The sequence below is a fragment of the Paenibacillus kribbensis genome (assembly GCF_002240415.1).
Classification (GTDB): domain Bacteria; phylum Bacillota; class Bacilli; order Paenibacillales; family Paenibacillaceae; genus Paenibacillus; species Paenibacillus kribbensis.
Window position 1 is genome coordinate 5,660,301 of the sequence record NZ_CP020028.1, and the last position, 12,674, is coordinate 5,672,974.

Annotated in this window: 15 protein-coding genes and 1 tRNA gene; 12 read left to right on the plus strand and 4 right to left on the minus strand. The window is 45.4% G+C overall.

From position 1 onward, the window contains the following. Positions 1-105: 105 nt before the first annotated feature. From mnmE to B4V02_RS25270, 7 genes are all read left to right on the plus strand, one after another. Positions 106-1,482 (plus strand): tRNA uridine-5-carboxymethylaminomethyl(34) synthesis GTPase MnmE, encoded by a 1,377-nt coding sequence (gene mnmE, locus B4V02_RS25240; protein WP_094156847.1) that lies wholly within the window; start codon positions 106-108, stop codon positions 1,480-1,482. Between the two features lie 97 nt (positions 1,483-1,579). After that, the gene (gene mnmG, locus B4V02_RS25245) at positions 1,580-3,469 is read left to right on the plus strand and encodes a tRNA uridine-5-carboxymethylaminomethyl(34) synthesis enzyme MnmG (RefSeq protein ID WP_094156848.1); all 1,890 of its coding nucleotides are present in this window, start codon (positions 1,580-1,582) and stop codon (positions 3,467-3,469) included. Further along, entirely contained in the window at positions 3,469-4,191 is a 723-nt protein-coding gene (rsmG, locus tag B4V02_RS25250) for a 16S rRNA (guanine(527)-N(7))-methyltransferase RsmG (RefSeq protein ID WP_007433244.1), read from the plus strand. Before mnmG ends, rsmG begins: the two co-directional genes overlap by 1 nt. 456 nt (positions 4,192-4,647) lie before the next feature. Then, a complete protein-coding gene (noc, locus tag B4V02_RS25255; protein ID WP_007433243.1) occupies positions 4,648-5,466 on the plus strand; it encodes a nucleoid occlusion protein in 819 nt (272 codons plus the stop codon). 188 nt (positions 5,467-5,654) lie between these two features. Further along, positions 5,655-6,416 carry a ParA family protein gene (locus tag B4V02_RS25260; protein ID WP_007433242.1) on the plus strand — a complete coding sequence of 254 codons (762 nt, stop codon included), beginning with the start codon at positions 5,655-5,657 and terminating at the stop codon, positions 6,414-6,416. Beyond that, positions 6,409-7,251 carry a ParB/RepB/Spo0J family partition protein gene (locus B4V02_RS25265; RefSeq protein ID WP_007433241.1) on the plus strand — a complete coding sequence of 281 codons (843 nt, stop codon included), beginning with the start codon at positions 6,409-6,411 and terminating at the stop codon, positions 7,249-7,251. Before B4V02_RS25260 ends, B4V02_RS25265 begins: the two co-directional genes overlap by 8 nt. 199 nt (positions 7,252-7,450) lie before the next feature. Further along, complete coding sequence (locus B4V02_RS25270; protein ID WP_094156849.1) at positions 7,451-7,972, plus strand: DUF4446 family protein; 522 nt, start codon at positions 7,451-7,453, stop codon at positions 7,970-7,972. On the opposite strand, the gene yyaC is transcribed toward B4V02_RS25270, so the two are convergent. Continuing rightward, positions 7,926-8,531 (minus strand): spore protease YyaC, encoded by a 606-nt coding sequence (gene yyaC / locus B4V02_RS25275; protein WP_043891429.1) that lies wholly within the window; start codon positions 8,529-8,531, stop codon positions 7,926-7,928. The two genes, B4V02_RS25270 and yyaC, sit on opposite strands and share 47 nt — an antisense overlap. Before the next feature lie 240 nt (positions 8,532-8,771). Between yyaC and B4V02_RS25280 the strand changes: the two genes are divergently transcribed. From B4V02_RS25280 to B4V02_RS25290, 3 genes are all read left to right on the plus strand, one after another. Continuing rightward, positions 8,772-9,722, plus strand: coding sequence for a mechanosensitive ion channel family protein (locus B4V02_RS25280; protein ID WP_094156850.1), 951 nt, complete (start codon positions 8,772-8,774; stop codon positions 9,720-9,722). Next, positions 9,712-9,936 (plus strand): DUF951 domain-containing protein, encoded by a 225-nt coding sequence (locus B4V02_RS25285; RefSeq protein ID WP_007433236.1) that lies wholly within the window; start codon positions 9,712-9,714, stop codon positions 9,934-9,936. Before B4V02_RS25280 ends, B4V02_RS25285 begins: the two co-directional genes overlap by 11 nt. A 76-nt stretch (positions 9,937-10,012) precedes the next feature. Further along, positions 10,013-10,103 (plus strand) — tRNA-Ser (locus B4V02_RS25290). 126 nt (positions 10,104-10,229) lie between these two features. Here B4V02_RS25290 and B4V02_RS25295 read toward each other — a convergent pair. The 3 genes from B4V02_RS25295 to B4V02_RS25305 form a co-directional block, all read right to left on the minus strand. Beyond that, positions 10,230-10,490, minus strand: a complete 261-nt coding sequence (locus B4V02_RS25295) for an XRE family transcriptional regulator (protein WP_094156851.1) — start codon at positions 10,488-10,490, stop codon at positions 10,230-10,232. Positions 10,491-10,749: 259 nt separating this feature from the next. Next, positions 10,750-11,067 carry a hypothetical protein gene (locus B4V02_RS25300; protein WP_007433232.1) on the minus strand — a complete coding sequence of 106 codons (318 nt, stop codon included), beginning with the start codon at positions 11,065-11,067 and terminating at the stop codon, positions 10,750-10,752. A gap of 366 nt (positions 11,068-11,433) precedes the next feature. Beyond that, entirely contained in the window at positions 11,434-11,628 is a 195-nt protein-coding gene (locus B4V02_RS25305) for a YjzC family protein (RefSeq protein WP_007433231.1), read from the minus strand. 216 nt (positions 11,629-11,844) lie between these two features. Between B4V02_RS25305 and rpsF the strand changes: the two genes are divergently transcribed. Further along, entirely contained in the window at positions 11,845-12,129 is a 285-nt protein-coding gene (gene rpsF / locus B4V02_RS25310) for a 30S ribosomal protein S6 (RefSeq protein WP_007433230.1), read from the plus strand. A 49-nt stretch (positions 12,130-12,178) separates the two neighbouring features. Continuing rightward, positions 12,179-12,670: a single-stranded DNA-binding protein gene (ssb, locus tag B4V02_RS25315; protein ID WP_094156852.1), complete on the plus strand. Its 492-nt coding sequence runs from the start codon at positions 12,179-12,181 to the stop codon at positions 12,668-12,670. Positions 12,671-12,674: the final 4 nt, after the last annotated feature.

Here is a 12,674-nt window from a genome sequence, read left to right on the forward strand (position 1 = left end):
GGTGCAGAAGCCATTGCTTTTTTTCTTATATTTCTGACTGAAACGGATGCCGTCCTTAATCAAGGACGGCAAAGCCGTTTCTACTTGATAGGAGGTAGAAACGATATGCTGAGTGATACCATAGCTGCCATTGCAACGGCAGTCGGCGAAGGCGGCATTGCCGTCATACGGGTCAGCGGTCCGGAGGCTGTCACGGAAGTGGAGGCTTTGTTCCGTAGCAAAACGCCTCTAAGCAAGGCTCCATCTCACACAGTACACTATGGACATATTATAGATCCTCACAACCAGGAAAAGGTGGAGGAAGTTTTAGTTACGGTGATGCGGGCGCCACGCTCTTTTACAACAGAAGATGTAGTAGAGATCAGTACTCATGGCGGAGTAGTAGCCGTCAAACGGGTTATGGATCTATTGCTGCTGCAAAATATACGCTTGGCCGAGCCGGGCGAATTCACGAAGCGCGCCTTTTTGAATGGTCGTATTGATCTGAGTCAGGCTGAGGGGGTCATTGACCTCATTCGCTCGAAGTCGGATAAAGCTTTTTCGGTAGCTCTGAAGCAGGTGGATGGACAGCTGTCACAGAATATTCGTCGCTTGCGTAATGTTTTGGTAGAGACACTCGCTCACATTGAAGTGAACATTGATTATCCCGAGCATGACGTGGAATCTTTTACGTCTGAGTTAATTAAGGATAAGAGCAGTCAGGTTATGGCGGAGATTGATCGGCTGCTGCATACGGCGGAGCAGGGGAAAATTTTGCGTGAGGGTCTGACCACGGCGATTGTCGGCAGACCGAATGTGGGCAAATCCTCGCTGTTGAATACACTGGCCCAGGGTGAACGGGCGATTGTGACCGATATTCCGGGCACCACCCGTGATGTGATTGAGGAATATGTGACGGTGAATAACATCCCGCTCAAGCTGCTGGACACAGCCGGCATTCGTGAAACGATGGATGTGGTGGAACGGATCGGAGTAGAGCGTTCAAGAACGGCGGTCAGTGAAGCGGATCTGTTGCTCGTTGTGATTAATGCCAACGAACCATTACATGAGGATGAAATGGCATTACTGGAACAAATCCGCGGTAGACAAGCGATTGTCATTATGAATAAAATGGACTTACCGGCCCAAGTTGACCGGGATTTGCTGCTGCGCTATGTACCTGAGGAGCTCATCGTACCGATGTCCGTCAAGGAGCATGAGGGCGCGGCCCGACTGGAGCAGGCGATATCGAATTTGTTCTTCAGCGGCAAGCTGGAATCAGCCGATATGACATATGTCAGCAATGTACGGCATATTGCTTTGTTGAAGAAGGCGCGCCAATCACTGGTGGATGCCTATGAAGCGGCTGATCAATTTGTACCGATCGACATGATTCAGATTGATGTAAGGCTGGCGTGGGAGCATTTGGGCGAGATCGTGGGCGATACTGCGCATGATGCGTTAATAGATCAAATATTTTCACAATTTTGTCTGGGCAAATAGGACATTCAAGCATGGCTGGTATAAGCCCTGCTATCGTTATAGATATACAAGAGCATATTCGGCGGAAGACCGGAGTGCATAAGGAGGTAAGAGAGGTATGGGATACCAAGGAGGCGACTATGATGTTATTGTCGTAGGCGCGGGCCATGCGGGCGTAGAATCCGCCTTGGCCGCAGCCCGGATGGGCTGTCGTACGTTGATGATTACAATTAACCTGGATATGGTCGCGTTTATGCCCTGCAACCCGTCTATTGGCGGTCCTGCAAAAGGTCATGTGGTGCGGGAAATCGATGCTTTGGGCGGTGAAATGGGTCGCAACATCGACAAGACCTTTATCCAAATGCGTATGCTGAATACAGGTAAAGGACCTGCGGTTCACGCCTTGCGTGCACAGGCTGACAAGTTCTCTTATCAGCATACGATGAAGGAAACGATGGAAAAGGAACCCAATCTGACCCTGCGTCAAGGTATGGTAGAAGAACTGATTATAGAAGACGGCCATTGCGTGGGCGTGATTACGAAGACGGGCACAGAGTATCGGAGTAAAGCAGTTGTGCTGACGACTGGCACCTATTTGCGTGGAAAAATCATTATGGGTGAGCTGATGTATGAGAGTGGTCCCAACAATCAGCAGCCTTCAGTGAGATTGGCTGAGCATTTGAAAGAACTGGGCTTCGATCTCGTTCGATTCAAAACAGGAACACCACCGCGGGTGCATAAGGACACGATTGATTTTAGCAAAACGGAAATTCAGCCGGGTGATGACCAGCCGAAGTTTTTTTCCTATGAGACGAAGTCTTCGGATAATGAGCAGCTCCCTTGCTGGCTGACATATACTTCTGTAGAAACACATCAGATTATTAATGACAATTTGCATCGTGCGCCGATGTTTTCCGGTCTGATCGAAGGAACAGGGCCACGCTATTGTCCATCTATTGAAGATAAAGTAGTACGTTTCAGCGATAAGCCAAAGCACCAAATCTTCTTGGAACCTGAGGGTAAAAACACATCTGAATACTATGTTCAAGGCTTGTCAACCAGTCTGCCAGAGGATGTGCAACTAGCTGTGCTGCGCACCATTCCAGGGATGGAAAAGGTAGAAATGATGCGTAACGGTTACGCTATTGAGTATGATGCGATGGTGCCTACCCAGTTGTGGCCTACTTTGGAAACGAAAAAGGTTCCTGGCTTGTTCACAGCAGGTCAGATAAACGGTACCTCCGGTTACGAGGAAGCTGCGGGCCAAGGAATTATGGCAGGGATTAATGCTGCTCGCAAGGTGCAGGGCAAAGAGCCTGTTGTTTTGGACCGCTCTCAAGGCTACATCGGGGTTCTGATCGACGATCTGGTGACCAAAGGTACAAATGAGCCTTACCGTCTGCTGACGTCACGTGCAGAATACCGTCTGTTGCTGCGTCATGATAATGCAGATTTGCGGTTGACACCGATTGGGCATGAGATTGGCCTGATTACGGACGATCGGTACGAGCGCTTTTTGGATAAAAAGCAAAAGGTAGAGCAGGAAATTGAGCGTCTTCGCTTGGCGAAGGTTCGTCCAGTTGATGTCAATGAAATGCTGGAGCAAGGCGGTTCGGCACCGATACAAGATGGCAGTAATTTGTTAACGGTGCTGCGTCGACCAGAGATCAGCTATTCACAAGTGGCGCAGATTTCACCTTCACCTGTCGTTCTTACTGAGGAAGAGCAGGAGCAGGTCGAAATTCAAATTAAGTATGCGGGCTACATCGAAAAGCAATTGATGCATGTAGAACGTCTGCAAAAGATGGAGAAAAAGAAGCTTCCAGAAAATATTGCATACAATGAGGTTCAAGGCTTGGCTATTGAAGCGAAGCAGAAGCTCGAAAAAATCCGTCCGATGTCCATTGGTCAGGCATCCCGTATCTCGGGCGTGACTCCTGCGGATATTTCCATTTTGCTGGTTTATCTGGAGCACTATAACCGCGTAACGGCAGCAAGGGGATCATAATGGACGCCATACAACAGCAATTTAAGCAGCGACTGGCCGAGCATGGCATTGTGATTAATGATAGTCAGCTAGAGCAGTTTGAAACGTATTACCGCGTGCTGGTGGAGTGGAATGAAAAAATGAATCTGACGGGGATTACAGAGCGTGATGCGGTGTACACCAAGCATTTTTACGATTCTCTTTCACTTGCCTTCTATGTTCCGTTAAAGGATGTGGGAAGCCTTGCTGATATTGGGTCAGGCGCAGGCTTTCCTGGTATTCCTTTGAAAATTTGCTTTCCACATATTCGACTGACCATTGTAGACTCGTTGAACAAACGCATTCAATTCTTAGCACATGTAGTAGAGCAGTTGGGGTTGGAAAATGTTGAACTGATTCACAGCAGGGCAGAGGAATTAGGACGTAAAACAGGCTACCGCGATAGCTACGATCTGGTTACAGCCAGAGCTGTTGCCCGTCTTGCAGTACTGAATGAATTTTGTTTGCCATTTGTCCGTGAAGGAGGTCACTTTGCTGCGATGAAGGGCAGTGATCCAACGGAGGAAATCAAGGAAGCTTCCTACAGCCTGAAAGAGCTAAAAGGGAAAATCAAGCATGTTCAAGCCTTTCATCTACCTGTTGAAGATGCAGCCAGACATATGATCATTATTGAAAAAAGGGCAGCTACCCCACGAAAATATCCGCGCAAGCCGGGTACGCCTTTGAAATCACCGTTAGTGTAAATGTTTGAAAGAAAGTGAGTGTTTCACGTGAAACATTCACTTTTTTTATGGCTAAGCAGGCTCTCTCTATCGAAAAATTGTAGATACGGGGGATTTACTTTGTAGCGAAAAGGAAAATGGCTAAATAGGCAGCGGGATGGGAGGACAATTTATTATCTGATCCTTCCGAAAAGCTGGTAGAGGCGATAGGATTATGGCTGAAAAAGTGATAGAATAGAGATAATCGTTTTAATGTCAGTTGACTACTTCCCGTACTCATTTATCCGGGGATTTTGCAAAATCCTCTTTCAGCCATACATATAGGGAAGTGGGGCAACAAGGCCGGGAGAGCACACGAAGTGTATCCACTTACGGGGCTTTCTCATATAAAAGGGGTCTATGATCCGCGTAAGGAACTGTTTTTCACGAAGCGCTGTAAGTATGGTGCTATTATGAAATTAGGTGGTATTATACGGAATGAAAGAACAATTTTCCAGGCTATTTGGTTTGACGGAGCGATCCAATGGGGACGAAATAAAGCAACTTCCTGTTCGGGATATTGTCAGCAGTCCTTATCAGCCCCGCACCATATTTGACGACGAGAAGATTGATGAGCTATGCCAGACCATTAAGACGCATGGTGTAATTCAACCGATTGTCGTTCGTTTCCGTAATGGACAATATGAAATTATAGCAGGGGAACGTCGTTGGAGAGCTGTTACCAAGCTGGGAATGGACACCATTCCAGCCATTGTTCGTGAGTTTAATGATTCGCAAGCTGCATCCATCGCGTTGATTGAGAATCTTCAACGGGAAGGGCTGACTGCGATTGAAGAAGCAGTGGCTTATCAGAAGTTGATTGATCTCCATCAGCTTACTCAGGAAAGCCTTGCTCAGCGACTGGGTAAAAGTCAATCCACCATTGCCAACAAGATAAGACTGCTTCATCTGCCAGAGAGAGTGAAAGAAGCTTTAATGGAACGGAAGGTGTCCGAGCGTCATGCTCGTGCGTTATTGTCATTAGAGACCGAAGAGCTACAGTATAAGGTTTTAGATGAAGTCATTTCTAAGGAACTCAATGTAAAGCAGACAGAGGCACGAGTTGCCTTTTATAAACAAGTGTCAACGATTAAGAAATCCAAGCGGATTTCCTTTACCAAGGATGTCCGGCTTGCGCTGAATACGATTCGTCAATCCATTGATATGGTGTCTGGCTCAGGCCTGGATATCAAAACCAAGGAATCCGATCACGAGGATCACTATGAGATTGTCATTCAAATTCCCAAACGTAAGTAAGGGATGCAGCGTACAGGCGGCAGCAATTGCCGCTTTTTCTGTCTAACGCCCAATAAAACCGCAGCATACTCGTATTCTATTTTATAAAATTGCCGTTATCCGTAAGCTAAGGATTAAGTAACGTCTCCATAGAGCATTTTGCATCATAGAATGTAGCAGAATTCCGATTAAATTATGAGGTGAATGAAGTGTCGAAAATAATAGCCGTAGCCAATCAAAAGGGCGGAGTGGGCAAAACAACTACTTCCGTGAATTTGGGCGCCGGACTTGCTTCCCTCGGCAAAAGGGTATTGCTCGTGGATATCGACCCGCAAGGTAATACAACCAGTGGTGTGGGTATCAATAAGGCGGATGTGGCAAATTGCATTTATGATGTACTCATTAATGAGGTTGATCCTAGTGAGGCGATTGTCAGCACACAGATTGAGGGGCTGGATATTATTCCAGCAACCATTCAGCTAGCCGGTGCGGAGATCGAGCTGGTGCCGACCATATCTCGTGAGCTGAGATTAAAGAGATCGCTCCAGCTTGTGAAGCATAATTATGACTATATATTAATTGATTGCCCTCCATCGTTGGGTATTTTGACGCTCAATTCATTGACAGCCTCTGATTCGGTCATTATTCCGATTCAGTGTGAATATTATGCATTGGAAGGATTAAGCCAGCTATTAAATACCGTAAGATTAGTACAAAAGCATCTGAACACCTCATTGCAAATTGAAGGTGTGTTGTTGACGATGTTTGATGCCCGTACGAATTTGGGTATTCAGGTGATTGAAGAAGTGAAAAAGTATTTTCAAAGCAAGGTCTATCAGACGATTATTCCACGCAATGTAAGACTTAGCGAAGCCCCATCGCATGGCCAGTCCATTATTACGTATGATCCCCGCTCACGTGGGGCAGAGGTATATATTGAGTTGGCAAAGGAAGTGGTATCTTATGAGTAAACGGTTGGGAAAAGGACTGGATGCACTCATTCCCTCCCTTACAGTCAATGAAGAGGACAAGGTTGTTGATATTCCGCTTAGCCAGTTGCGTGCGAACCCGTACCAGCCTCGAAAAACATTTGATGATGAATCCATTAAAGAGTTAGCGGAATCCATACGTCAGCATGGTGTTATCCAACCTATTATTGCGCGTAGTGTATTGAGAGGATACGAAATTATAGCAGGGGAAAGACGTTTTCGGGCGTCCCAATTTTGTGGGAATCCAACCATACCTGTGGTCGTTCGCAATTTTACGGATCAGCAGGTGATGGAAATTGCCTTGATTGAAAACTTGCAACGTGAAAATTTGAATGCGATGGAAGTGGCAGTAGCTTATCAGGGATTAATGGATCAATTTTCCTTAACACAGGAAGAGTTGTCCATGAAGGTTGGAAAATCACGTTCTCATATTGCCAATTTTCTTCGTTTGCTTGCATTACCAGAGGAAGTTAAAGATCATGTTTCACGTGGAACATTGTCTATGGGGCATGCCAGAGCCATTGTTGGACTCAAGGATCCAAGTATAGTGAAGCAGCTAGCACTGCAATGTATTGAGCAGCAGTGGAGTGTTCGCGAACTGGAGGAAGCTGTACAACAGCTGGATCACAAACCTGGAGAGACGAAGGCCAAAGCCAAGGTGCGAAAAAGGGACCCCTATATTGACCATATGGAAGAGTCCCTGCGTGAGCGTTTTAAAACGACTGTGAAAATTAAGCACAATAAGGATAAAGGCAAAATCGAATTAAATTATTACAGCCAGCAGGATTTGGAACGATTACTGGAGTTACTGCAGTAGTCTGTAACAATATGGACATGTCTCCTTGAGCAAAATGGAAAGTGAGATATGTCTTTGCTTTGTCTGAATCTGTAAGAATCAGAATGGTATGGATGGGTAAACTAATAGCCTTCTGTTATTTGTTTCGCTGTTCTCAAGCGTATAAAATATAAGATATACAGGTACATGATTTTCGAGGTAGAGGAGTAGAAACAAGCATATGGCTGAATTGAATGGACTAATCATGGAACAGCTTGCTGGAATCGTTGCAGGGATCGTGTTCATTTTGCTCTTACTGTTGATTGTTATTATTGTACAGGGTGCAAAATTGAAGAAAATGCGGCGCAAGTATGAGACCATGATGGCAGGCAGCGGTGTTGAAAATTTAGAAACGCTGCTGATTGATTTGAAAGTACAAATGGATACGATTGAGGATGAGCAGGCGACCCATCGTGCAAGCATGAAATCTCTACGTAGCAAACTGACTGGATTGAAGGGGAATGTAGGCATCAAGCGTTATAATGCCTTTGGCGAGAGAGGAAGCGACCTGAGTTTCTCTCTGGCTATTGTAGATGACAATCGGGATGGCATCGTGTTAACCGGCATTTATAACCGGGATGGTTCTTATGTGTATGCCAAGCCTCTGGAGGCTGGACAATCAACCTATTCCTTATCACCTGAAGAGAAAGAAGCCGTTATTCTTGCGCAGCAAGCAGGACAGAACGGTAATGCCACTCCTTAATCGCTGAGTATAAGCTGCTAGCAATGATATCTGATAATTTCATTACCAGATTTAGCCTTGTATTTTGCAACACGAAGTATTCCATGAAGCCGCCGACGTTAACGATACCTGTCAAATGGATATCGCCGACCGGCGGTAATTCTTTATTTACGCCTGCTCCAGGCTTTAGCGGACCCTCGGCGACCTGGATGCATCCAACGCTGGAGGTTTGTCCAAGGCATGCATCGATGCCGATGATGTAAGGCTGTTCATACCGTGCATATATGTCATTAAGCGTCGTTTGCAGATTCATAGCATGTACAGGCTCCTCTAATGTACCATATAGGTTAAATAGGGGGCTTTTGTAGCGTGATAAATGGGTACCTACGAGCGGTCCGAGACAATCTCCAGTAGAACGGTCGGTGCCGATGCAAATGATGACGATATTCTGTAGACTCGGTGCCTGATGCAGATGGAACAGCAGACGATGGATGATGGCTGATTGGATCCCGGGATCGGTGTGCGATATTTTTAGGCTAAGGGGTTCTTGCCCCGGAATGAAGTCAGATGGATGAGACATGGTATCTTCCTTTCGCTCTGTAATGGAGTGTGCCGGTTGCGCTCGCTTTATATAGATCGTTATGCGGGTAACATTTATTCTTTAGATAGTAGCTAGTATATGGATAAGTTTGTGTTTTTATACTTGGGAAAGTAGATTATTCATAGGCGGATGAATAACATCAGTTGATGAGTTTATATTGTAGGAAATAGAATGTGGGAAGATGGAAGAGAAGTTCCCTGGTTTAAGGAGGAATACAGCATGACCTTTATGCATTGGCTGGAGGGCGACACAAGCACAGAAGAGGTAGTGAATGGCGCAATTCACTTGAAGGATATTGTGTGGAAGTTTATTACAGATGGTGAGATGTGGTCGGCCTTTTTGTTTGTCATTCTAAAAATTGCTATCATTTTCATTATTACACGTATCTTTATTCGGGTTATTAATAAAATTATAGATAAGTCGATGCAGCAAAAGGGAGATAACGGCAGGTTCCGATTAAATGCGCGACGGTTAACAACTGTTGGGGAGCTTCTAAAGAATGTAACCAATATTGTCTTCAATTTCATTTTGATTATGCTGGTATTGTCGCAAATGGGGATTAATCTTGGACCGCTGATTGCCGGGGCCGGAGTGCTTGGATTGGCTGTCGGTTTTGGGGCACAGAGCCTGGTTAAGGATGTAATCACCGGATTTTTTATTATTTTTGAGGATCAGTTTGCCGTAGGAGACGTCATTCAGACAGGAACCTTCAAAGGAACGGTAGAAATGATTGGGCTGCGTACAACCAGACTGGTGAGCTGGAAAGGAGAGGTTTACATTTTGCCGAACGGCTCCATTACGACAGTTACGAACTTCTCCATGTCCAACGCATTGGCGGTAGTCGACGTACCGATGAAGGCGGAGCGTAGTTTGGAAGAAGCGGTTGGCTTGGTCAAGCAGGCAATCCAGGGGATTGAGGAGTCCAATGCACAGGTGCTGAATATACCGGATGTGCTGGGGGTCCAGTCCATGACTACAGCAGAGTATATTGTACGTGTTGTAGCGGAGTGTATGCCGAATACAGCGGCTGTGGTCGAGCGTGATATCCACAATAACATCAAGAGGGCTCTGGAGGATGAGGAATATCGTCAGGCCGTGTTGGAGACGTCGGTAACCCTTGAGAAAGAGGATTACGAGGAAGGAAAAGGGGGAGAGAAGGATGGAGCGTAAGTCGTTTGAGCTAGGGGACATTGTGCAGATGAAGAAGCCTCATCCCTGCGGGACAAATGAAATGGAAATTATCCGTATGGGGATGGATATTCGAATCAAGTGTGTCGGCTGCCAGCATAGTGTGCTGATCCCACGTGCCAAGTTCGAAAAGAATATGAAGAAGGTGCTGCGCTCGAAGTCCAATGCTGACGAGCAGAATTCGGAAACCATCTGAGCCGAGAAAGTGAATCATGATGGACAAGAATCAGCTTGCGTCGTGGCTGCAATGATGATATAATAATCCTTGCTGCGGAAAGGTACCCAAGAGGTCCAAGGGGGCTGACTCGAAATCAGTTAGGCGTCGCGAGGCGTGCGTGGGTTCGAATCCCACTCTTTCCGCCACTAACTTCATTGAATAATTAAACCAATCTCTTACGCTTATGGGCGTAGGGGATTTTTTGATTTTTGGAAAAGGTTTTGAAGGACAGAATCAAATATTTGAAAAAATACGCGCTATCCCAAAGTGGATTAGCGCGTATTTTCTGTGCTTTGAGGGACGAACTGAATGATATCTTCAATACCAAATGTTTTTTCCAATCCATGGCTGTGGGCGATTTCGTTTATTGCATTTAAGATACTGACCAAGGTTTCCAACTTAATGGTTTTTGTATCGCCACTTGCTAAATCAAGAATAGTAGCAGGTCTCGTTTTCGACTCCACTGCGATCTTGTTACGTGTAGCTCCAATCATTTCTAGTGTTTCATTCAATTTAAAATGAATTTGACCCAAGCTAATGAGCCTCCTTTAGAAACATATTGTAGAAAACTAAATTAGTTATTTGTTATTATATCCTACACTACCTGCATCGTAAAACTTTTTTCGTATATCGAAAAAGGATAACTTTATTTTCATTAGGGAAGGGGAGACCTACAGCTCGATCTTGTAAAAAACAAGGCTTAAGTTGTTACTTCTGAGAGGTATATCCGTTACAGCAAAAAATACTCCCGACAGCAGAAAAGATCAGTGCTGTCAGGAGTATTTGGGGTGGTTAGAGTTGGTTTGGCGGATAATGATAGCGTTTTGTTTTTTTCGAGCCGGAGATCATCAGAAGAATGGCAGCAATCAAATGGAGGACCCAGCCGATGATGGGAATCCAGGCAAGCAAGGAGGTGAGTATCCCCCATACAGAGCCGTAGATCGCTTCCTGATTGCGTAAGGACAGGATGAGTGTCACTGCATGCAGGATTAGCATGAAGCCCAGAGCCGAATAACCCGTCCCTATGACAATGGCTCCTCCCACAATCGGTATGGCAAGCACCAATTCGAATATACCTGATATCCATTTTAGTATTCGAGAATAGCTCATCTTAAAACCTCCGTAATAGTAGGTCTTTGTATTTGGATATATTCTAGCAGAAGGAGCTGAATTAATCTGCATTTTACCAGTATATGCAAAAAGTACGATAATGCAACAAAGGAGGACCCCAAAGGTCCTCCATCGTAGGCGGTACATTTTTAACAGGATACGATCTGTCCAATCACATCATGAAACCCGGTGTACTGACAAGCAATACCAGTGTTGAAAAGACAGTGTCCTTTTACACAAACCTAACGCTTCTAATGCCTTGAATGGATCTCCTAACAGTTTGTCCGGCTACGTTGTCCAACGGAACCACACCTCTCTGTTGTACCGCCTAATCATAATATGGCCCAGATTCCGAAGAAATATACATTAGTGAACGCGGGCTTTCGTTTTTTTCTTCCACTTGCGGTTATGGTTGGTGGTTTCCGGAAAAAAATCGCCTCTTTCCAGCGATATTGACTGCGGATTTTGAATTTCGGTGTGAAAGCTTTTTTCGCCCACTTCCATATATACGCCATCATTTGGGACTTTGTCACCTGGCTCGAATTCGGTTTTTTCACCCATGAATTGTACCTCCTTTAGATAAATGAATTTGGACTGCAACGGTTATTGTGCGCTGTCCTGAACAGAAACATGCGGAAGCGATATAGATGCGTAATTTTTGTTCCAGCAGGTTGCATTCAGTCGCTCGATTTGGTAAACTGTTTTAGTGCGAGTTTAGGCTCGTTCCTTGCTCTCAACCAAGATTGAGGGCCTTATGTCCATAAGGAGGTGTAAAGAATGCGCAAATATGAAGTGATGTACATTATTCGTCCTGACATTGAACAAGAAGCTGTTCAAGCGACAGTCGACAAATTCCAAGGTATCATCTCTAACGGCGGTGGCGAAATTACGAATCACGATGTAACTAAACGCCGTCTTGCGTATGAGATCAAGAAATTCCGTGATGGTTCTTTCGTTCTGGTTAACTTCACAGCAGAGCCTGCTGTTGTTACTGAGCTTGAGCGTATCATGAAAATTTCTGACGAAGTAATTCGTTATCTCATTACGAACGACGTAGCTTAATTATTGTACGTGATTATGTAATGAACAACGCTCAAAGGAGGGGATTGGATTGTTGAACCGTGTCATTCTGATCGGTCGTTTGACCAAAGATCCGGAGCTGCGCTATACACCGTCGGGTGTAGCAGTAACCCAGTTCACCCTGGCTGTAGACCGTCCGTTTACAAGTCAAGGCGGCGAACGGGAAGCGGATTTCTTGCCGATCGTAACCTGGCGTCAGCTTGCTGAAACATGCGCTAACTATCTTCGCAAAGGTCGTCTGACGGCTGTTGAAGGCCGTGTTCAAGTGCGTAATTATGAGAACAATGAAGGAAAACGTGTATACGTGACTGAAATTGTAGCTGATAATGTACGTTTCTTGGAATCTAACCGCGATAGCGGCAACGGTGGCGGCAATAGCGGTGGAGGTATGCGTGAGGAGTCTCCTTTTGGAGGCGGTAGCAGCAATAGTGGACGCGGGAATAATAACTCGCGAAACAATCAGGATCCTTTTTCCGATGACGGAAAACCGATCGATATTTCGGATGATGATTTACCATTTTAATTGG

What these genes read in the sequence shown, in the direction of transcription:
- mnmE (WP_094156847.1), top strand. Translation starts at nt 106, where the DNA reads ATGCTGAGTGATACCATAGCTGCCATTGCAACGGCAGTCGGCGAAGGC.
- mnmG (WP_094156848.1), top strand. Translation starts at nt 1,580, where the DNA reads ATGGGATACCAAGGAGGCGACTATGATGTTATTGTCGTAGGCGCGGGC.
- rsmG (WP_007433244.1), top strand. Translation starts at nt 3,469, where the DNA reads ATGGACGCCATACAACAGCAATTTAAGCAGCGACTGGCCGAGCATGGC.
- noc (WP_007433243.1), top strand. Translation starts at nt 4,648, where the DNA reads ATGAAAGAACAATTTTCCAGGCTATTTGGTTTGACGGAGCGATCCAAT.
- B4V02_RS25265 (WP_007433241.1), top strand. Translation starts at nt 6,409, where the DNA reads ATGAGTAAACGGTTGGGAAAAGGACTGGATGCACTCATTCCCTCCCTT.
- B4V02_RS25270 (WP_094156849.1), top strand. Translation starts at nt 7,451, where the DNA reads ATGGCTGAATTGAATGGACTAATCATGGAACAGCTTGCTGGAATCGTT.
- yyaC (WP_043891429.1), bottom strand. Translation starts at nt 8,531, where the DNA reads ATGTCTCATCCATCTGACTTCATTCCGGGGCAAGAACCCCTTAGCCTA.
- B4V02_RS25280 (WP_094156850.1), top strand. Translation starts at nt 8,772, where the DNA reads ATGACCTTTATGCATTGGCTGGAGGGCGACACAAGCACAGAAGAGGTA.
- B4V02_RS25285 (WP_007433236.1), top strand. Translation starts at nt 9,712, where the DNA reads ATGGAGCGTAAGTCGTTTGAGCTAGGGGACATTGTGCAGATGAAGAAG.
- B4V02_RS25300 (WP_007433232.1), bottom strand. Translation starts at nt 11,067, where the DNA reads ATGAGCTATTCTCGAATACTAAAATGGATATCAGGTATATTCGAATTG.
- B4V02_RS25305 (WP_007433231.1), bottom strand. Translation starts at nt 11,628, where the DNA reads ATGGGTGAAAAAACCGAATTCGAGCCAGGTGACAAAGTCCCAAATGAT.
- rpsF (WP_007433230.1), top strand. Translation starts at nt 11,845, where the DNA reads ATGCGCAAATATGAAGTGATGTACATTATTCGTCCTGACATTGAACAA.